Annotated in this window: 19 protein-coding genes; 10 read left to right on the top strand and 9 right to left on the bottom strand. The window is 42.4% G+C overall.

Annotation, left to right across the window (positions count from 1 at the left end; translation table 11 throughout):
- Nucleotides 1–252: 252 nt before the first annotated feature.
- Together V7L29_RS32220 and V7L29_RS32215 are read right to left on the bottom strand one after the other, a co-directional pair.
- Nucleotides 253–957 (bottom strand): actin-binding WH2 domain-containing protein, encoded by a 705-nt coding sequence (locus V7L29_RS32220; protein ID WP_334688216.1) that lies wholly within the window; start codon nt 955–957, stop codon nt 253–255.
- 23 nt (nt 958–980) lie between these two features.
- The gene (locus tag V7L29_RS32215; protein WP_334688217.1) at nt 981–2,528 is read right to left on the bottom strand and encodes an FAD-binding oxidoreductase; all 1,548 of its coding nucleotides are present in this window, start codon (nt 2,526–2,528) and stop codon (nt 981–983) included.
- A gap of 318 nt (nt 2,529–2,846) precedes the next feature.
- Between V7L29_RS32215 and V7L29_RS32210 the strand changes: the two genes are divergently transcribed.
- Nucleotides 2,847–3,452 (top strand): CDP-alcohol phosphatidyltransferase family protein, encoded by a 606-nt coding sequence (locus V7L29_RS32210; protein ID WP_334688972.1) that lies wholly within the window; start codon nt 2,847–2,849, stop codon nt 3,450–3,452.
- Between the two features lie 146 nt (nt 3,453–3,598).
- Here the strand turns inward: V7L29_RS32210 and fdhD are convergent, their stop codons facing one another.
- Nucleotides 3,599–4,438: a formate dehydrogenase accessory sulfurtransferase FdhD gene (gene fdhD / locus V7L29_RS32205; RefSeq protein ID WP_334738041.1), complete on the bottom strand. Its 840-nt coding sequence runs from the start codon at nt 4,436–4,438 to the stop codon at nt 3,599–3,601.
- Between the two features lie 143 nt (nt 4,439–4,581).
- Here fdhD and V7L29_RS32200 point away from each other — a divergent pair, with 143 nt between their 5' ends.
- Nucleotides 4,582–5,763: a serine hydrolase domain-containing protein gene (locus V7L29_RS32200; protein ID WP_334738040.1), complete on the top strand. Its 1,182-nt coding sequence runs from the start codon at nt 4,582–4,584 to the stop codon at nt 5,761–5,763.
- A 638-nt stretch (nt 5,764–6,401) separates the two neighbouring features.
- A complete protein-coding gene (locus tag V7L29_RS32195; RefSeq protein ID WP_334738039.1) occupies nt 6,402–8,624 on the top strand; it encodes an FdhF/YdeP family oxidoreductase in 2,223 nt (740 codons plus the stop codon).
- A gap of 200 nt (nt 8,625–8,824) precedes the next feature.
- Here V7L29_RS32195 and V7L29_RS32190 read toward each other — a convergent pair whose 3' ends face one another.
- From V7L29_RS32190 to V7L29_RS32180, 3 genes are all read right to left on the bottom strand, one after another.
- A complete protein-coding gene (locus tag V7L29_RS32190) occupies nt 8,825–9,274 on the bottom strand; it encodes an orange carotenoid protein N-terminal domain-containing protein (RefSeq protein WP_334693080.1) in 450 nt (149 codons plus the stop codon).
- Between the two features lie 489 nt (nt 9,275–9,763).
- Nucleotides 9,764–10,069, bottom strand: a complete 306-nt coding sequence (locus tag V7L29_RS32185) for a hypothetical protein (protein WP_334693079.1) — start codon at nt 10,067–10,069, stop codon at nt 9,764–9,766.
- A gap of 342 nt (nt 10,070–10,411) precedes the next feature.
- Nucleotides 10,412–10,594, bottom strand: a complete 183-nt coding sequence (locus tag V7L29_RS32180) for a hypothetical protein (RefSeq protein WP_334693078.1) — start codon at nt 10,592–10,594, stop codon at nt 10,412–10,414.
- Nucleotides 10,595–10,802: 208 nt separating this feature from the next.
- On the opposite strand from V7L29_RS32180, the gene aroA reads away from it, so the two are divergent.
- The 5 genes from aroA (at nt 10,803) to V7L29_RS32155 (ending at nt 17,153) form a co-directional block, all read left to right on the top strand.
- Nucleotides 10,803–12,083 (top strand): 3-phosphoshikimate 1-carboxyvinyltransferase, encoded by a 1,281-nt coding sequence (gene aroA, locus V7L29_RS32175; RefSeq protein WP_334738038.1) that lies wholly within the window; start codon nt 10,803–10,805, stop codon nt 12,081–12,083.
- A 700-nt stretch (nt 12,084–12,783) separates the two neighbouring features.
- Complete coding sequence (locus tag V7L29_RS32170; protein ID WP_334693076.1) at nt 12,784–13,335, top strand: PEP-CTERM sorting domain-containing protein; 552 nt, start codon at nt 12,784–12,786, stop codon at nt 13,333–13,335.
- A 227-nt stretch (nt 13,336–13,562) separates the two neighbouring features.
- Nucleotides 13,563–15,179, top strand: coding sequence for an alkaline phosphatase D family protein (locus V7L29_RS32165; protein WP_334738037.1), 1,617 nt, complete (start codon nt 13,563–13,565; stop codon nt 15,177–15,179).
- A gap of 281 nt (nt 15,180–15,460) precedes the next feature.
- Complete coding sequence (locus tag V7L29_RS32160; RefSeq protein WP_334693074.1) at nt 15,461–16,480, top strand: FecCD family ABC transporter permease; 1,020 nt, start codon at nt 15,461–15,463, stop codon at nt 16,478–16,480.
- 64 nt (nt 16,481–16,544) lie between these two features.
- Nucleotides 16,545–17,153 (top strand): hypothetical protein, encoded by a 609-nt coding sequence (locus tag V7L29_RS32155; RefSeq protein ID WP_334693073.1) that lies wholly within the window; start codon nt 16,545–16,547, stop codon nt 17,151–17,153.
- Between the two features lie 48 nt (nt 17,154–17,201).
- Here V7L29_RS32155 and V7L29_RS35720 read toward each other — a convergent pair whose 3' ends face one another.
- On the bottom strand, nt 17,202–17,426 hold the full coding sequence (locus V7L29_RS35720; protein ID WP_442944305.1) for a 2OG-Fe(II) oxygenase family protein: 225 nt from the start codon (nt 17,424–17,426) through the stop codon (nt 17,202–17,204).
- Between the two features lie 18 nt (nt 17,427–17,444).
- Nucleotides 17,445–17,609, bottom strand: a complete 165-nt coding sequence (locus tag V7L29_RS32150) for a hypothetical protein (protein WP_334693072.1) — start codon at nt 17,607–17,609, stop codon at nt 17,445–17,447.
- Between the two features lie 386 nt (nt 17,610–17,995).
- On the opposite strand from V7L29_RS32150, the gene V7L29_RS32145 reads away from it, so the two are divergent.
- On the top strand, nt 17,996–19,036 hold the full coding sequence (locus V7L29_RS32145) for a FecCD family ABC transporter permease (protein WP_334738036.1): 1,041 nt from the start codon (nt 17,996–17,998) through the stop codon (nt 19,034–19,036).
- Between the two features lie 77 nt (nt 19,037–19,113).
- Nucleotides 19,114–19,281, top strand: a complete 168-nt coding sequence (locus tag V7L29_RS32140; protein ID WP_442944304.1) for a TOBE domain-containing protein — start codon at nt 19,114–19,116, stop codon at nt 19,279–19,281.
- Here V7L29_RS32140 and V7L29_RS32135 read toward each other — a convergent pair.
- Complete coding sequence (locus tag V7L29_RS32135; RefSeq protein WP_334738089.1) at nt 19,218–19,382, bottom strand: hypothetical protein; 165 nt, start codon at nt 19,380–19,382, stop codon at nt 19,218–19,220. The genes V7L29_RS32140 and V7L29_RS32135 overlap by 64 nt on opposite strands.
- Nucleotides 19,383–19,399 lie beyond the last annotated feature (17 nt).

Genomic DNA, 19,399 nt, shown 5'->3' with positions numbered 1-19,399 from the left:
AATCGCCGCTACAATATCCAGATAAAAGTTGGCTTTCAGACGAATTTATTCTAATAATGCCTGGCGATGTCTGACGACAAGCCCTCCGGGTTCGGGGGTTCGCAATCGACGGGAACCGCCAAGACTGCGACCCCCTCACCGCTACGCGTCTACGCAGAGTAAATTAACCAAAACCCCAAATTTTTGAATTTCGCGATTTTGTTTTCCCAGCATAATATCTGTTGTATATTTGGTGAAATTACTAATGACTAATTAACGGATTCCCAAGAGATAGCTAATAGCTTGAATAACACTCAAATAGAAATTACCTTCTCTTTCGCGGAATAGTTCAAAGGCAGAACCGGGTGTGCCAAAAAACGGTCTGAGAGTCCAGCCTAACTGACTACCTACGAAAGCGTAAAGAAATAACCAAAATTGTAAAATTTTCTGGCGTGTCTTGCTACCTTCATTATCTTGTTCTAAAACTAAACTCGTGGCGTGATATAAAGACGAAATACCAATAAATCCAGTTAATGCAAAAATGAATACATTTAACAGAATTAAAAATTGGTAATTCTTGGTGGTAATCAAGAAAAAGAGTGTGATTGGTGCAAAGCTAAATAAAAGTACGCTTGTGACTGAAACAGCAGTCAGCACTAATGTTAAATGCTGTGCAAAAGTCCGCTTGGAGCCAAAAATAATGTTAGCAAAGTACAGCGTTGGAATACAAATCAAAAGTGTGATTAAATAAAGGGCTGGGAGTTTAATGGCGGAAGACAAAGCTTGCATCCAACTATGGTATGCACCAATGATTCCGCCATATGCGGCGAGAAATAAGGAACTGCAAACCAGCAGAGAAATGATTTTAGTTGGTAATCTTGTACCTTGGCGAACTTCCTCTAGAAAACCTTGGCGATCGCGCAGAAAACCAATCAGCACCGCAAAGTATTTTATTCCTAAAGATTTCCGTTCAATCATGTTATTTTCACACAGGTAAAATTCTAAGTTTCATCTGAGTAATCACCGCCAGAACCATACTTCCAGGCATCAATCAAACGATGCCAATAATATTGTTGTTCATTTGGTTGATTCTTAATCCATGTTTCTAGCATTGGACTCAACCAAAACAAGGCAGTATATACACCTAAGTTCCCGTAATGCACCATCCAATCTAATAAACTTCCTAAACCTACTTGGGGAATTATCTTGGCAACTAATACCGGATGGGATAAACCAGTTTTTAACAGTGTTTGCGTTAATGCCGAAAACTGCACTATATCCTGTAAAAATGGTTTTAGCACTGGTGTACCCAACTGTTGCATTTCCTGAAAAACTGTCGAGAGTAGTTGGTTAATTTGATCTGAAGCAATTTTCTGATTTATACCAACACTCATCGCCCTTTGAAACAACCAGGTGACAGTCAAACTTGGCTGATAGGGTTGCAGTAGTGCTAAGGCTTTTGCAGATAATTGTTCTGTTTCCAGGGCTTCGGAAATGCCAAATGTTAAACGCTTCAGGTGACGCACCATCGCCCCAAAACCACCAAAACTTAAGGGAGATTGACTACCACTGCTATCTCCCGCTGGTAAAATGCGATTCCAAGGAGTTTTTAGGGGACTTTGGCGATAGGTGGGAAAGAAACCAAATAGCGCCCGTTGAAATTTCAGCTTGCTCAATTCCACTCCCTGATATTCTGGTAATAGACGCAGATATTCCTCAAATAGAGCTTCTAAACCCAAACGTTGGGGATGTGCATCCATGTAGGTAAACAAGTAAGTGGTTCTGCCATCCCTGGCTGGGAAGGCTTCCCAGAAATACTGACATTGATTATGCAAAGATGTAAATGATAATAACAAGTCGCCTGAGTTATTTTCCGGAAAACCTTGGGCGCAACTTCCTACCACTAAGCACAGGGCATCTGGTTTTTTGCCTTGGCGTGCTTGTTGGGTGATGGGTGAAAGATGTCCCATCGCGTCGATTAACAACCGAGTTTTGAATTGGTTATTTACCATCACCCCATCTGGATGAACCACCGCTTCCGTAAAGGGTGTGTTTTCTAACAACTTTCCCCCAGCGGCGAGAAATCGGCTTTTCAAAGTAGCCAGTAAATAAACTGGATCTACGCCGATATTCAAAACATCCTCTACCCAAACTTCTGTACCGCCATCAAAACTAACTTGTGCTGGGTTATATTGAGTGGCGATCGCACTTGCTAATTCTTCCTCTGTTAACAAGTTCAATTCCACAAACACATCTAATTCTTTGCGAGAAATATTCCACTCTTGTTCCCTCCCCCGCAGAATTCCCCGTTCCATCAACGCCACGCGCAGTCCCTTCACCACCAAGGCGCAACCAATTAAAATGCCTAAAGTGCCACCGCAGATAAGCACATCGAAATCTACAACGCCTAAAGGCTGTTGACTTTCTTTAACTAAGGTTGGTACTGGTGCGGAGTTTTCGCGCACAGATGTTAAGATGCGATCGCCTTGGCGCAACCCTCCTAAAACGTCGCCTGGTAATTGGGAAAGAATTTCTTCAGTTAAAGACATTTTGGAAAAACTCAACTCTACATTCCAAAACTACCTGAGAATGAAGAAAGTAGATACGCTCATGACTAGATAATTGGTAATTAGAACTCTTAATTACGAATTACGAACATGGTGTTGATCGCGATCAACACCATGCCGTTCTCAAGCAAATGTTTGGGAACGCCACCCATTCGTTCTAATATTGTTTGCCGACGGGATTGACGAGTGCGTCTTCTTCAGACTCCAACGCGTTTTAAATAAAAATCTATATCTTTAGAAAGATGTGGTAACTGTCAGTGTTATAGATATTCAAAGACCACATAAAATTCAAGTTCATCTATGACCACAAAGCCTTGGGATGCTCAACTTGCTTACTGGCTAGTTCGACCTCTAAAAGACAGTTGGGTAAACCCCAATCATCTCACCACAGTGCGACTTGTGACAGGGTTGGCGGCTGCCGTAGCAATTGCGGTTGGCGATGCCATCTGGGCTAACATTGGGGCAGGGCTATTTGCTTTATCCAACTTTTTAGATCACACAGACGGTGAATTAGCTCGTTTGAGTGGAAAAAGCAGCAAATGGGGACATCAGTATGACCTCGCTAGTGACGCCATCATCCACATTCTTTTGTTTGTATGTATTGGATATGGTCTTAGGGAGGGAAAATTTGGTTGGTGGGCGTTGCTTATGGGGATATTATCTGGCGTGTCTGTTGCTTGCATCTTTCATTTGCGAAACCAAATGGAACAGCGTTTAGGTAAAGACGCCAGCCGTCAACCAAATTTCGCTGGGTTTGACATTGAAGACGTGCTGTATTTGTTTCCGATAGTTACCTTATTGGATGGACTAGAGCCGTTACTAATGGCAGCTACAATTGGGGCACCAACCTTTGCTATATGGGTAATTTGGCAATTTTGGGCACTCCCGCAGTCTGAATCAAACTAGTATAAAACGCACTGGCTTGCCTACGAAAGTTGTTCTTTATTACAGCAGTTTTCATGTATTTGAACCACATCTGTCGTAGGGGCACAGCAATGCTGTGCCCGTAGAGCGTGGTCTATTTACCTGAAAATAGCTATAAATCCGTGTTCTTAAACAGCGTTTATTCTTTGCAAACCAGTGTAAACATTGAACCGTTCTCCGCGGAGGAATCCAATTAAGGTAATCCCGAATTCCTTGGCGACAGACACCGCCAAACTACTGGGAGCGGAAACAGAACAGACAATGGGAACTCCAGCAGTTGTAGACTTTTGCAAAATCTCAAAACTAGAGCGTCCACTGACCAAGACAATACAATTATTTAAAGGCAACTCGTTACTGAGCAAAGCTGTACCAATCAATTTATCCAAAGCATTGTGTCGCCCAACATCCTCTCGCAGGTTTAACAGTTGTCCTTGAGCATTGAAGGTAGCCGCAGCGTGCAAACCCCCTGTAGCAGTGAAGATACCTTGAGCAGCGCGAAGCTTATCAGGTAGGCTGTAGATGATCTCAGATGTTACCGTTGGGCCAGAAGGAATCACTGGACATCCCCGCAGACGCAAAGCCTCAAGGCTAGCTTTACCACATACCCCACAGGCGCTACTAGTGTAGAAATGACGCTCCAAAGGCTGTAAGTCTGGAATCAACCCATCGCGCAGTTCTACATTTACGATGTTATGGCGCTGCTCACCATCTACTAATTCATCTACGCAGTAGCTGATGCGTCGGATATCTTCCCTGCGACTAACGACTCCTTCACTGTAAAGGAAACCAGCAGCTAGTTCAAAATCTGCCCCTGGTGTCCGCATAGTTACAGCTACCGTCTTCTGGAAAGGAATAAGGCGAATTTCTAAAGGTTCTTCTGTGGTGAGTTGGTCTAAACGAGACCGTATTTGACCTTTTTCTACCATCCAAACAGTGGCTTTGGTTTTGCTTTTAATTAGCGTTCTCATATTTGTGATCCTTGGTAAATTGAAATTTTGATACTAATCTGGGAACAGAGTAATGCTATTTGTATATCAGATGTCAGGTTGATGCTCACTAACTAGTTTGTGCGATTGAGCTAGCTCGGCTAGGTTTCTGTTTAGGAAGTAAAATGAACCTAAAATTTTTGGCTTTCCGCAAAATTTTATTTGCAATAGTCTTTGTGATTTCCCTTGGTTTTGCAGGATACTTAGTGGGTAATAACATTAGTCAGAGCCTAATTGGAAAATCTCTTGCTAGACAAGTCATGTCTACCTCCACCGTAGGAAAAAGTTCTCAACTACAGACACTTTTAAATGAGATAGTTGTAGAACAAAAAATACCTGGTGCCGTAATGTATATTACTACACCGAAAGGTTCTTGGCTGGGAGCATCTGGTGTGAGTAACTTGTCAACTAAAACCAGGATGAAACCTACAGATGGCTTTTCTATTGCCAGTATGAGTAAAACTTTTGTGGCGGTGGTTGTGCTGAAATTAGTGGAGCAAGGAAAGATAGGATTAGATCGGGCGATCGCTACTTATCTCCCAAGAGACATCAGTCCTCATATTGTCAACAGCGATAAAATTACAGTTCGTCAACTACTCAACCACACCAGTGGTGTTGCTGAATACCTAGAAACAAAAGAGTTTATTCAAGCTACAGCGAAAAGAAGTCGCTCACAGCCTTGGACAGCTAGAGAAGCTATTCAGTATATGTACCAAGAACAACCGCGTGCAAATCCCGGAGAAAAATTTATTTATACTGATTGCAACTACATTCTTTTAGAACTGATTGTTGAAAATATAACTAGAGGAACTCTCGCACAAGCAATCCGCAGTCATATTTTAAAACCATTAGGATTAAAACATACCTTCACAGAATTGCGCGAACCGACAATTGGAGAAGTAGCTACAGGTTATGGCGATCGCAATCACGATGGTAAGCTAGATAGCTACGCCCAAGTCAATGATGGCAATGGTTTAGGAGATGGTGGATTGGTTTCAACAGCAGAGGATTTAGCCAAGTTCGCTAAAGCGTTATTTGTCAAAAAAACCTTACTTTCCTCTAAGATGATCAAAGAAATGCTGAAATTTAAAGATAATGGCCAAGGCTATAGTTATGGGTTGGGTGTAGAACGGTTCTCATCTCCTTTGGCAAAAGCAATTGGGCATAGTGGTACAGCCTATGGCTTCGTAACATTGCTGGCATATCTCCCCAATCAAAATACCACTATAATAGTGCTGCTAAACAATCAGGGTGTTGATATTAAATCAATAGCTAGGACAGGTCTAGAGGTTGTCCAGAATAAATGATCATAATTTGTAATTATGCTTGTAGGGTTAGCATTACAGCAGATTGCAACGTCGGTGAGGTACAGATGATCTTAAGGGCACAGCAGTGCTCATAGGTGTCAACTTAACGTGAAAGCTAGATTTGGCGAACTTTCCAGGTTTGACCCTCACCCCCAACCCCTCTCCCAAAATTGGGAGAGGGGGGCAAATTCTCTAGTTCTCCTTCTCCCAAGTTGGGAGAAGGGGTTAGGGGATGAGGGCAAAACGTCCTCTCAAAGCAGATTTTTTCTTAAGTTGACACCAATGAGCAGTGCTGTGCCCCTACCTGTGTACTTCATTTACCTACAATCTACTGTATAAATTGAATCCTGTTAACCTTTTTCTACCACCCAGACAGTAGCTTTGGTTTTGCTTCCAGTTCGGATATTCATTTAATTACTAAAATTACAAACTTTTGCTACCTGGGCAATTAGCAGCAGCGTATCGCCTGATAAAGTTGCTGTGTGGATTAGGGATACTGTTGAGACAGTGCTAACCCACTACTGCCATCCAGAAATAGTCAGCGCCGAATGCCCAGACTTTTAAGATTTTTGCTACTCAAATGCTACTTAAAACGGTAGCCTAGAAGAATCACTTTTCTCACTCCACAGGGGCGCATCATGTTGCCGAAACCCAAGAAATATTGGACACCTCAGCATTGGGCAAGTTGGAAACCTTTTGGCATTGGCGAACAGTACCCCAACAACTACTGGGAAGTCTTTCGGGCAATCTGGCTGTCTCGTGACAAACTACCCTATGCGTGGAATATTCTTAATAAAGGCGTCTGCGATGGTTGCGCCCTCGGAACAACCGGGATGAAAGATTGGACTTTAGATGGCCTCCATCTGTGCAATGTCCGGTTGCGGCTGTTGCGGATGAATACTATGCCAGCTTTTGACCCTGTACTATTAGAAGATGTCTCGCAGTTACAAAAGCAAAAAAGTGCCCAATTACGAGACTTGGGACGGCTTCCTTACCCGATGATCCGTCAACGAGGTGAAAAAGGCTTTCGCCGTGTAAACTGGGATGAAGCTTTAGGGGTAATTAGCGATCGCATCCGCGCTACTACACCAGACCGTCTCAGTTTCTATATTACCAGTCGCGGTACTGTCAACGAAACTTATTATGTCACCCAAAAAGCTGTGCGGGCAATGGGAAGCAATAATGTTGATAATGCTGCCCGCATCTGCCATTCTCCCAGCACGGCGGGACTGAAAGCTGCTCTGGGTGCAGGGGCTACCACCTGTTCTTATAAAGACTGGATTGGTACTGATTTATTAGTCTTCATTGGCTCCAATGTTGCCAATAATCAACCTGTTACCGTCAAATATCTCCATAATGCCAAGAAAGCTGGCACAAAAATTGTAGTTATTAATACTTACCGTGAGCCAGGAATGGAGCGTTACTGGGTGCCCTCAATTGTGGAAAGTGCCCTTTTTGGTACAAAGTTTGCCGAAGACTTCTTCTTAATCAACATGGGCGGGGATATGGCATTTTTAAATGGCACAATTAAACATATAATTGCTAACAACTGGGTAGACCAGTCATTTATAGATTTATACACAGATGGCTTTGCCGAACTCAAAACATCTTTAGAAAGCCAATCTTGGGAAGAATTAGAGCGGCTTTCTGGTACATCCTGCGAAGAAATGTACGCCTTTGCCAAAATGGTCAAAGAAGCTAATAAAGCTGTATTTGTCTGGAGTATGGGCATTACCCAGCATGAATGCGGCGAAGATAATGTGCGAAGTATCATCAACTTAGCTCTCACCAAAGGTTTTGTTGGTCGGGAAGGCTGCGGTTTAATGCCAATTCGCGGTCACTCTGGGGTGCAGGGTGGTGCAGAGATGGGATGTTACGCCACAGTATTTCCTGGTGGTAAACCTATCACCCCAGAAAATGCTGCCCAGTTGAGTCAACATTGGGGCTTTGAAGTGCCAGCAAGTAAAGGTTTAATTGCTCCAGAAATGATTAACGTCGCACATCAGGGGCAATTAGAAGTGTTGTTCTCTGTGGGAGGGAATTTCCTAGAAGTGCTGCCAGAACCGGATTATGTCGAAGCGGCGCTCAAACAAATACCTTTGCGGGTACATATGGATATTGTTCTCTCCAGCCAAATGTTGGTGGAACCTGCTGATACTGTGGTGCTTTTACCTGCGACGACTCGCTACGAAATACCAGGAGGAGTCACAGAAACTAACACAGAACGCCGGGTAATTTTCAGTCCAGAAATTCCGGGACCGCGCACTGGGGAAACGCGTCCAGAGTGGGAAGTGTTTTTAGAATTGGCAAGGCGCGTGCAACCAGATTTGGCAGATAAGCTGGCTTTTGCTGACACAGCTGCTATCCGTCAAGAAATTGCTCAAGTCGTCCCCCAATATGCTGGTATTCAACATTTACAGCAGGCTGGCGATCAGTTTCAGTATGGCGGGTCACATTTGTGCTTTGGTTGGAATTTCTCTACACCAGATGGGAAGGCACACTTTGGGGTATTATTGCCACGCCAAAGAGAATTACCAGAAGGTTATTTCTTAGTAGCAACGCGCCGAGGCAAACAATTTAATAGTATGGTACAGGAACGCAAAGATGCAATTACTGGGGCAATGCGAGAGGCGGTGCTAATGAATGCTGCTGATGCGACACAGTTGGGTTTAAAAGATAGCGATCGCGTCATTCTTAAGAATGAGTTAGGCGAGTTGTTCTGTCAAGTTTATATTGCGCCAATTCAGTCAGGAAACTTGCAAGTCCATTGGCCAGAAGGGAATGTGCTACTAGATAAAAGTAAGCGATCGCTTGAAGGTGTGCCTGATTATAATGCGATCGTGCAGTTGGAAAAAATTTGAATCAAGTCTCATTTTTTCAGCTTTAACACTCCCAACAATATATCCATTAACTTGTATGAAGCGTACCGCAAAGATGAGCATCTCTGCGGTAGTTTTAAGTTAAGATTATAAAAGTAAAGCAAAAATAGCTAAGTCTAGCTTAATTTGCTACTTTCAGTTATCCCCAATTCTAGAAAGCTATTGAGAGTTCTTGGACTTGACTAACCCAAGTCTTGCACCAGAGTCAGCAAGAAATTAATCCGCTCCTCAAACTCTAGATTTTTGATCAATGCGACAAATTCATCCGTTTCAGCAGGTGGTTGATAGTCAGATGGCACTGGAGTGATGGTTCCATCCTCTATTCCTTGTGCCAGCAGCAACCAAACGTCTAATCTGGAATTGGCACTTAGAGCATTATAGGCTTGGCTGATATTATTAGCTGCACCCTTAATAATGTCGCGTTGCGCTTGCAGTTGCTCTTCATGAGACAAGTCTAGGAATTGGTCAAACACCGCTTTAGCAGGAACTTCTATCCTTTCAGGAGGTGCCGGCTGTAGCTGCTCTTTAAGATCCAAGTAACCTAACCAAAGTAAGCCTAGCTGAGTATCTACATCAAAGCGTTTAAAACTTTCTAAAGCCGGTTTTGTTGCTTCATTAGCTGTGTAAGTCATAAAAAACTCTACCTAAGTTAAGGGTATTCTGATTTCTTCTGTTACTGAAATGAGAAAATTTGCTTTCAGTAGCTTCATATAACTTAACAAACAAATAGAGATGGATAACTCTACTTAGGGTAGAAGTTGGACTCACTACATAAGACAGAGATAGATAACTCAAGTTGCTACTTACAAAAATGCCTGCTTCGATGTATAGGAAAGCAAAGATAAAAGTTAAAACCTTAAGTAACGTTTGTGACTGTAAGGGTTTTGCTCATATCGAGACATTACCCGCTTCTATCCAAATGAACAAAAGTTCTACTCTAATAATTGTCTTGCTGATCAAGGACTTGAGTATCAGCCTCAACCTTCCCAATATTTTGAAGAGCTTGTTTAGCTTTAAAGCTGACACTCGGTGTCAGCAACTCTTGCCTTGGACGCAGTAGTTCAAATCAAAATCCCTGCCACAGTGGACAGGGATAGTAATTTTTAGCTAGGGCTTGTCTGCTAGCTAACAAAATCTTTGTGGGCAGCGACAAGCATCTGAGCCTGCCTTAAAACGTTTCCGAATAAATAAAAAGGAATCTGCCAAGCTGCAACGGTAACTTCTTTGACTATATCCTGTACACTAATTGCGATTAATTCATGCTCTGGCGGCTCTCCCTCAATTGTACCAGACCAAGTAAAAGCTAATAAGAAATCATCGTCTCCAGGTAAGGATGCAATCAAGCATTCTTCTGGTGTTGGCTGGCAAATAATTCCATAATCATTTGCGAGTTCTACTAGTCTTTGAAAGTTGTTTACGTTCGTCATCTTTCCTTGGGATGTAATTTAATCTCAGTTTTAGAAGAAATCAAATTTTTATTTCCATAACTCAAGTGAGTTGCTATATAGCAGAAATTACGAATTATTAATGATTTGGTCAGAGTTATGAATTATTAGAGTTCAATCAGGCTTAAGTCCAAAATCTTACTGCGATCGCCTGCTTGTATCAGCAACAATTGTTACTGTTTTAAAAAAAGCTAGATTACCTACTTTTTCGGTTGACCGTATTTACATATACCTCCCTTCGTTACAATTTCAATATTGATACCCTAATCTCACCCAGACTGACAGAGTGCATTAAGAATTGCGTAGACGCCTAGCGGCTTGTGGTCACATCGCTTTTGGGAGAACAGCTGTAAACCCAAGTAGAAAAACATGCTCGTCAACATTAGATTGTTGGATCACCTTGGCATAGATATGTTCTTCTTGATCGGAACCGCTATATATTGACTGAGTGCGATCGCACAACCTGCGAATGCCAACAAAATATAGAGATGCTTTACTCCATTTCATATTGATAATGCCTGGGTTATAGATTAGTCAGGTGAATAAATCAAGTATTCCCAAAAGCAGAGTCAGATTTTCCACTCAACTACGAATTATTGGGCATAGGGCATCGGTTAATAATCAATAATTCTTCTCCCCCTGCCTCCCCTGCCCCTTTTGGTCACAATATGGCAATATATAAAGTTGTAGCTGACCGCGCACATAGAGGTTGAACGTGGATACCATTGCAATTCTTGCTCTAAATCGGCCAGTGGATGCCACGGTAGAAATTCCCGGTTCTAAAAGTCTTACCAATCGGGCCTTGCTTGTCGCTGCTTTGGCGCAAGGTGACTCCATTTTAGAAAATGCCTTATTTAGTGAAGACAGCGAATATTTTGCCAAATGCGTAGAGCAATTGGGCATTCCCATTACTTTGAATCCTCATCTGGCACAAATCCAAGTGGCGGGAAGAGGAGGCAACATTCCAGCTAAACAGGCAGATTTATTTGTGGGTTTGGCAGGCACAGCAGCACGGTTTATTTCGGCACTGGTGGCATTGGGTAACGGCGAATATCGCCTAGATGGCGTTCCTCGGATGCGAGAACGACCAATGGGTGACATGCTGACGGTGCTGCAAACGGGTGGAGCAACCGTTAACTTTGAGGGAAACTCCGGGTTTATGCCCTACACCGTGTATAGCCAGGGATTCGCTGGCGGAAATTTTCGCTTGAAAGCCAACCAAACAAGTCAGCAACTTTCGGCGTTGCTGATGATTGCGCCTTATGCTCAACAAGATACGAGCATTGAGGTTGAGGGTACGCTGGTTTCTCAGTCTTACGTCAAAATGACCTGTAGCCTAATGGCAGATTTTGGCGTAGAGGTGATTCAAATCGGCGAGAATCAATTTCAGATTAAAGCAGGTCAGCGTTACCAAGCTCGACATTACACAGTAGAACCGGATGCGTCAAATGCTTCTTACTTTTTTGCCGCCGCCGCCGTCACGGGTGGCCGGGTGCGCGTCAAACATTTGACTAAACAATCCTGTCAGGGTGATATTCTGTGGCTGGATGTTTTAGAACAGATGGGTTGCCAAATTAATCACTCCGATGATTACACTGAAGTGACAGGGCCAAAGCAATTGCAAGGCATCGACATTGATATGAATGATATATCAGATTTGGTGCAAACATTAGGAGCGATCGCGCCTTTTGCCAGTTCACCTGTTACCATCCGCAATGTCGAACATATTCGATATAAAGAAACTGATCGGATTCGAGCTGTGGTCACAGAGTTGCGTCGGCTGGGAGTTAAGGTTGAAGAATTTGCAGATAAACTAAAAATTGAGCCTGGCCCCATTACCCCAGCGGCAATTGAAACCTATCACGATCATCGAATGGCAATGGCTTTTGCTGTCACTGGCTTGAAGGTTCCAGGGATTGTGATTAAAGATCCTGGCTGTACAGCGAAAACCTTTCCAGATTACTTTACCCGATTTTTCCAAATGTTAGAACAATAAGAGATTGACCAGTGTTCTCGTAGGGTGTGTTATACCGCAGGCTAACGCACCAACTCTTTTTACCTTTTGGATCAGCGCTACCAACCTTCAAGGATAGGGCTGAAACTCCTGAAATTCTATGCGTAATAATCACTCGAAAACTTTTAACATAAATATCTTATACCGATTACCTGTGAGGTTGCATAGAACAATTTGCTCAAGCCTCAAGTCTGGCCAAGCCTGATTTTATTCAGTTTCACAAATAATTGGTATTAGTTATCGGCTAAGTATTTCATTGGAAAATTTAAATTTGATTTTATTTTACCTTTAATTAAAGTTTGCTTAAACTCATGATTCTAAAATAGGGTGACTCCAAAGAATTGGAGAATTATTGATTTTTCTGAAAAAGGGAAAAATCATTGATTTTCATCACTGTTCTAATCAGTGATGAATACCCATTTTGAAAAGAAGGAAGTTACACCGATTTTCTGTAAAATTGCACTTAATAATTACTCATTTGCCGCTGTTAGATAACTCATTTCTTCCTTTGCGCCCTTCTCTACGAGACGCTGCGCGTAGCTTGCTTCTCCGTAGGATTATGCGGTTCGTTTAATTAAGATTAAGTGCATGTTCATGGAGAATTGGTATTAGAAACAAACTATTTCTATACCTTGCAGTATGCATTGCTTGCTTACAGAAGTTTATCGTGAGGAAAACTGAGATGAAATTGGTTACAAAATTAGTGCTTGCTGCTGCTACTTTTACTTTAGGTTTTACTAGTATAGATGCAAAATCTGCATCTGCTGCAATTATTAATTACGCTTTCAGCGTTGATAGTCCTGTAACTAAAGGAAATGGCTTTTTCAGCTTTGATGATTCAACTTTCACTAATGAAGATAATCCCGTAACCACGATTAAGTCACTCTCTTTCCAACTTAACGGTGACTCTACCGTTTACACTGAAAAAGATGATACAAAATACCCAGATTTTCCTCTTGTTTTTTCAACCACATCCTTAACAGGAAAAACATATTTGGCATTAGATTATCTGTTCAATGATAAAGCTAATCCTTCCAGTTCTATAAGTTACGAAATTATTGGTGAGGATTTTACAATTTTCTCCAGAACTTCTCCAGATGCTAAACCCATATCAGGTAGAGTTTCGTATACACAAGTTCCAGAACCTACACCTTTAGTTGGCGCTCTCTTTGCTTGTAGTCTGGGCTGGATGATGAAGATAAAAGTAACATCAATGAGAAAGGTTAGATTTTAACCTTAGTTAAGTTGATATTAACGCTTTCTTTGCCAAGGATTAATCTCTTCCTAATATGCTTTGATGTGGCAAAACAACATCTAATACATTGATGCCAGAAGAAAAAATTAGGAATTAAAACCTGATTTTGGGAAGGGAGTTAGTTACGAAGTTTGTCTAAGATCACTTTGCCTTCTTCGTGTTAGCTGTTGCTGCGCTTTAACTTACCTGTTAGTCAGGAGTAGAGAATGGTAGATTACCGGAATTTTGAGCAGTTCCTACACAGTCGAATCAAACGACGCAACTTAATTATCGGCGCAGGAGGATTGTCTGGTTTGGCGATCGCTAACCAATTTTCTCATCAAAGAGCGATGTCTGCCGACAAGCCGCTAGGCGTTTACGCTAGAAGCAGATTTTCTAATTATCCTTTCACTTTGGGTGTAGCGTCGGGTGACCCCTATCCTACCAGCGTAGTGATTTGGACTCGTCTAGCTCCCGAACCCTTAAACGGAGGTGGAATGCCACCTGCTAATGTGCCAATTCGCTGGGAAATGGCAACTGATGCCGATATGAGGCGCATTGTCTCCAGAGGTACGGTACTGGCAACTCCACAACTAGCTCACTCAGTTCGCGTTGTGGTAGAGGGACTGCAATCTGATACTTGGTACTGGTATCGGTTTCTTGTCGGCCAAGAGGCTAGCCCCATTGGCCGTACTTGTACAGCTCCTCTAGCAGGTGGCTACTTAAATAAATTAAACTTTGCCCTTGTCTCCTGTCAGCACTATGAGCAGGGGTACTATACTGCCTACAAATATATTGCCCAGGACGACCTCAACTTGGTAGTGCATGTTGGAGACTACATCTATGAAGGCGGAATCTCAAACAATCGCCCCAGACAGCATAATAGTTCCGAAATTCTAACCTTGGAAGATTACCGCAACCGTCACGCCCTCTATAAAACCGATTCCAATCTGCAAGCAGCTCATGCAGCGTTTCCCTGGATCGTTACCTGGGATGACCACGAAGTGGAAAACAACTACGCCAACGACATCTCAGAAATTGATACTGAACCAGATCAGAATCGGGCAATCTTCCTCCAACGGCGGGCTGCTGCCTATCAGGCTTACTACGAACATATGCCACTGCGCCCCTTCTCGCGTCCCGTTGGCCCCGATATGCAACTTTTCCGTCGGCTTTCCTTTGGTAACTTAGCCACCTTCCATGTTTTAGATACCCGTCAATATCGCACCGATCAGCCCTGTGGTGATGGCACTAAAGAACGTTGCCCAGAAAATTTAGATCCGAATGCAACGATTACTGGCAAGCGTCAGGAAGATTGGCTATATCGTGGTCTAAATAGCTCACAGGCTAAGTGGAACGTTTTAGCCCAGCAAGTTGTAGTTGCTCAGATAGACACAAAACCTGGGAAAGGCGGAACCTATAGCATGGATAAGTGGGATGGTTATGTGGCTTCCCGCGATCGCCTCATGCGTTTCTTAGAACAGCGCAAACCATCTAATCCAGTAGTTTTATCAGGTGATATCCATTCCAACTGGGCAATGAATTTAAAGGCTGACTTTAATAACCCAGAATCTACTACAGTCGGGAGTGAATTCGTCTGTACCTCAATAACCTCCGGTGGAGATGGGGCAGATACCAGTCCAAATGTTCAAGCTTACTTACCCGATAACCCACACATTAAGTTCTTCAATGGTCAACGGGGGTATGTTCGCTGTGCGCTGACTCCCACAACCTGTAAGACAGACTATCTAGTTTTATCAAACGTCACAACTCCATTTGGCGTAATTAGTAAGCGGGCTTCATTTGTGGTTGAAAATGGTCGTCCCGGAATACAACAAGTCTAATCGTTTAATTCCCAGGTATTGAAACCAGATAATCACAGATGGATACAGATAAATCATTAGTATTTATCTGTATCATGACTTACGCTGTAGACTATCAAGATCAGAAAAAAAGCTAATGATCATCTTGAAGCTTACAATAGTGCGATGATGGAAAGTTCATGTCGTAGATGATCGCTCACTTTATAAACAAATTAAAAAGGCGATACCTTATGATATTCTAGCTATATGCTGAGTTTCCTACCATAGCAACCTTTTATACTTTTTAGTTCTTAAATGTTGCAATGAACGCAACCACTACCAATTCACAAAGACACTATATTCGTATCTTGAGCTTAGTTATAGCAATTTTGTTGCTGTTACTAGGCATATTTGCCAGCATTGCCTACGGTGCGGCTGACATTTCTACTTCTCAAATACTTACCGCTTTTACTAACTTTGATGACTCCACTGAACATATCATTATTCGCTCAATGCGCCTACCACGCACACTGATTGCAAGTATGGTTGGTGCAAGTTTAGCTATAGCTGGGGCGTTAATGCAAGGACTCACCCAAAATCCCCTAGCTGCACCTGGTATCTTGGGGATCAATGCAGGTGCAGCCTTAGCAGTAGTAATAATGGTCTTTGGCTTGGGTACATCAACACCCGCCCTGATTGCTCTTGTAGCATTCTTGGGAGCATTGTTAGCAGCCTTAGCAGTTTATTCTCTTGGTTCTTTGGGACAAGGCGGCGCAACACCATTGAACTTGACTATTGCTGGTGCAGCCCTCACCGCCTTACTATCTTCAATAACTACAGGTGTACTGATTTTAAGCGATCGCACTTTAGAAGAAGTTCGCTTCTGGCTAGCAGGTTCTCTCGCCGGACGAGATTTCAATTTATTTTTAACTGTGTTGCCTTGGATGGTAATAGGATTATTAACAGCTTTTGCCTTGAGTAGACAAATCAACGTCCTCAATTTAGGAGAATCGATAGCTACAGGCTTAGGTCAGCAAACAGGTTTGATCAAGTTGGCAACAGCATCGAGCGTTGTCATATTAGCAGGGAGTTCTGTCGCATTAGCAGGGCCTATCGGCTTTGTCGGTCTACTAGTTCCCCATCTGGCGCGGGGGGTAATGGGCGTTGATTATCGTTGGGTATTGCCTGGTGCAGCTGTGTTTGGTGCGGGTTTACTAGTATGGGCAGATTTAGCAGCGCGTTGGTTAATTAGACCCCAAGAATTGCCTGTTGGCGTGATGACAGCACTATTAGGAGCGCCGTTTTTGTTGTATTTAGTGCGTTGGCGGGTGAAGAGAGGTTGATGGGCAAGGGAGTACAATCAATGTTGAAACCATCTATTATTTTGCGTTGGTGATCGCCATCATCATGAGCAGAGCCAAAATTCTCAACCCATCTGAGAGCTATACTTTTAGCAAATATGCCGAATTAGCCTACGATAGTGCCGATATTCTTGCTGAATTCGGCGTTACCCTACTCAATAGCTCACTCCAACTCCCACAACAGTTACCAATCGATCCAGAACCATTGAGAACAGAACTGCAAGAAAATCTCACTTTGGTAGATCCTGTTTCAGAGATAGCTAGACGTGAAGCACTGATATTTCCGATTCTCAAAACTATTTGTAAATTTATTAAAGTACCGCTGAAAATTGAATATCCTGTCAGAGTGAGCAATTGGCTCAAAGGCAGTTTTGATTATTTCATTCCTAGCGAACAAAATTTATTAGTGATTGAAGCTAAAAATGCCGATTTAGCAAGAGGTTTTACCCAACTGGCGGTAGAATTAATTGCCCTGGATCAATGGACTGATTCACCAGTTCCAATGCTTTACGGAACTGTGACAACGGGGGATACCTGGAAATTTGGCATTTTTCAGCGTCAAGAAAAAATAGTTCACAAGGATATTAACACATACGCCGTTCCTAGCGATTTGAACTTGGTGCTTTCTACTCTCTTTGGTATAAGTTTGAGTTAGGTGGAGAATTTGCTGATTTCGGCACAGCGATCGCCTATACAATACACCTTACAAACTAAGTTTCCAAAAGCAAACCTGCAAACTCAATCGATAATCTGCTGCTTCAGGTAAAATTGGTGTTATTGTATGCCAAGAATTGGCGGACGGTACAAAAGCTATAGAAGAATCGATTACAGGAAGTACTTCATAAAAAGTAGATTCTGGTTGGTCTTCCTTAAGTATTCGGAGGCTCCCTCCCCAATTATTAGACCATTTCTCATGGAAGTATAGCAGATGAGTTAGCGATATTTGTTAACTATCTTTGTGAGGAGCAAACTGAGTATGACCTGAAGGATAACTACGAAATGCTATGATCATGCCATGATTTTTTAGTTGTAACTTCAGTAGTTCTTCCATTATTTCTCGATAGTCATAACTCCATAAATCCTTAATTAAAGCCTGCCAAATATCACTCAAATCTTGAATTGAAGAAGTAACTTTGCCATTTTCAATTCAGTTACAGCGTTTTTCAGGTAAATGAGGTACAGGTAGGGGCACAACATTGTTGTGCCCTTACAATAATTTGTACCTTACTAAGTTGCAATCTGCTGTATGCAACGCCCAATTCTGATTATTCCAGTAAAAGTAACACATTTAACTAAATTATGCCTACTTAGTTGGTAAGTTAATTAGATAATTAAAAATTAGCACACACAAAACTCACCTTAAAAATATGGAGCCATAGATATGCCTTTAGGTGTAATCATTACAGATCCGGTAGTTCCGCATTTAACCAAGGTAATTGTGGGCGTAGTGCCATTAGTCTTGTCTTTAGCTAGTGCGTTAGTGCGATAAAAAAGAAAATGACAACAATTCAAAATTCCAAATTTCAAATTAAAAACTCAATACTCAGCAAGAAACTTGTAACTAAAGTACTGTTACTACTGCTATTACTCACGCTCGCAGTCTTGGGGATGAGTCTGAGTTTAGGAGATTATCCTGTGCCGCCAGCAGACATAGTGAGAGCTGTTCTTGGTTTACCAACAACAGATCCAGAATCTCCCTTTGTTGTTGTCACTTTGCGTTTACCGAGAGTGTTAATCTCTTGGTTGGTAGGAGTGGGCTTGGCAATTGCTGGTGCAATTTTACAAGGATTGACACGTAATCCTTTAGCTGACCCTAGTATTGTTGGGGTAAATGCAGGTGCAGCCTTAGCAGCTGTGACTTTGATTGTACTATTTTCGGCTGTGCCGACTATGTATTTACCCTTTGCTGCCTTTGGCGGTGCTTTTGTTGTAGGCTGTCTGATCTACTTGCTAGCTGGGACAGGAGAAAAATCACCTCTGCGATTAGTGTTGGTAGGAGTAGCATTAGCAGCAATTATGGGAGCTTTTACTACTTTGATGTTGACTTTCGGTCAAATCAATGATGTTACTAGAGCGCTGGTGTGGCTGGCAGGTAGTGTTGCTGGTAAAAGTTGGGAGCAACTTTGGCAACTGCTACCTTGGATAATTGTCTTCGTTCCCTTTGCTTTACTGCTGACGCGAGAACTGGATACTTTGCAACTAGGTGATGCAGTAGCTAAAGGACTCGGTAGCCGAGTCACATGGCAAAGAAGCAAATTATTGTTAGTGAGTGTGGCACTGGCTGGGTCAAGTGTGGCGATCGCCGGTACAATTGGCTTCGTGGGATTGATGGCTCCTCATTTAGCACGCAGATTTGTCGGCTCAATACATCAAAATTTACTACCAGTTGCTGCCTTAATTGGGGGATTATTGGTAGCAGCAGCAGATTTTTTGGGTAGAACTCTATTTTCTCCCACAGAATTACCTTGTGGTTTGCTGACTGCTGCCTTGGGAGCGCCTTATTTTATCTATTTAATGTATCAAAGGCGACGGCGATGAGTAAGAAAGGAAGAAATTAGGTGTTGCAGTTTTATTGTTTAATATTCTTGTCTTACTGCATTGTAAATTACATCTAAATTTACCATTTTTGTACTTTAGCTATTGTGGTCATATTAGAAATCGTACCTGGGGTAGAAGTGACTGCAATTATTACCAAGGAGTCGGTAGAGGAGCTTCAACTTCAAGAAGGAAAACAGGTGATCGCTGTGGTTAAAGCGTCTGATGTTATAATTGCTATAGAATAGTCCGAAGTGAGTAAATAAGTTGTGGCGATCGCTTCATTGATGCACAGAAGAAAGCTGTTAACCAAAAGTTTTCTGGGAGCGATCGCTTTTAAGTGCTTCATTAGCTATGGCATCATAA

The organism is Nostoc sp., from assembly GCF_036916575.1.
GTDB lineage: Bacteria > Cyanobacteriota > Cyanobacteriia > Cyanobacteriales > Nostocaceae > Nostoc.
This window is presented reverse-complemented; position numbering and strand designations above follow the sequence as displayed.

Coding starts and splice junctions, on each gene's coding strand:
- V7L29_RS32220 (WP_334688216.1), bottom strand. CDS start 957: ATGATTGAACGGAAATCTTTAGGAATAAAATACTTTGCGGTGCTGATT.
- V7L29_RS32215 (WP_334688217.1), bottom strand. CDS start 2,528: ATGTCTTTAACTGAAGAAATTCTTTCCCAATTACCAGGCGACGTTTTA.
- V7L29_RS32210 (WP_334688972.1), top strand. CDS start 2,847: ATGACCACAAAGCCTTGGGATGCTCAACTTGCTTACTGGCTAGTTCGA.
- fdhD (WP_334738041.1), bottom strand. CDS start 4,438: ATGAGAACGCTAATTAAAAGCAAAACCAAAGCCACTGTTTGGATGGTA.
- V7L29_RS32200 (WP_334738040.1), top strand. CDS start 4,582: ATGAACCTAAAATTTTTGGCTTTCCGCAAAATTTTATTTGCAATAGTC.
- V7L29_RS32195 (WP_334738039.1), top strand. CDS start 6,402: ATGTTGCCGAAACCCAAGAAATATTGGACACCTCAGCATTGGGCAAGT.
- V7L29_RS32190 (WP_334693080.1), bottom strand. CDS start 9,274: ATGACTTACACAGCTAATGAAGCAACAAAACCGGCTTTAGAAAGTTTT.
- V7L29_RS32185 (WP_334693079.1), bottom strand. CDS start 10,069: ATGACGAACGTAAACAACTTTCAAAGACTAGTAGAACTCGCAAATGAT.
- V7L29_RS32180 (WP_334693078.1), bottom strand. CDS start 10,594: ATGAAATGGAGTAAAGCATCTCTATATTTTGTTGGCATTCGCAGGTTG.
- V7L29_RS32170 (WP_334693076.1), top strand. CDS start 12,784: ATGAAATTGGTTACAAAATTAGTGCTTGCTGCTGCTACTTTTACTTTA.
- V7L29_RS32165 (WP_334738037.1), top strand. CDS start 13,563: ATGGTAGATTACCGGAATTTTGAGCAGTTCCTACACAGTCGAATCAAA.
- V7L29_RS32160 (WP_334693074.1), top strand. CDS start 15,461: ATGAACGCAACCACTACCAATTCACAAAGACACTATATTCGTATCTTG.
- V7L29_RS32155 (WP_334693073.1), top strand. CDS start 16,545: ATGAGCAGAGCCAAAATTCTCAACCCATCTGAGAGCTATACTTTTAGC.
- V7L29_RS32145 (WP_334738036.1), top strand. CDS start 17,996: ATGACAACAATTCAAAATTCCAAATTTCAAATTAAAAACTCAATACTC.
- V7L29_RS32135 (WP_334738089.1), bottom strand. CDS start 19,382: ATGAAGCACTTAAAAGCGATCGCTCCCAGAAAACTTTTGGTTAACAGC.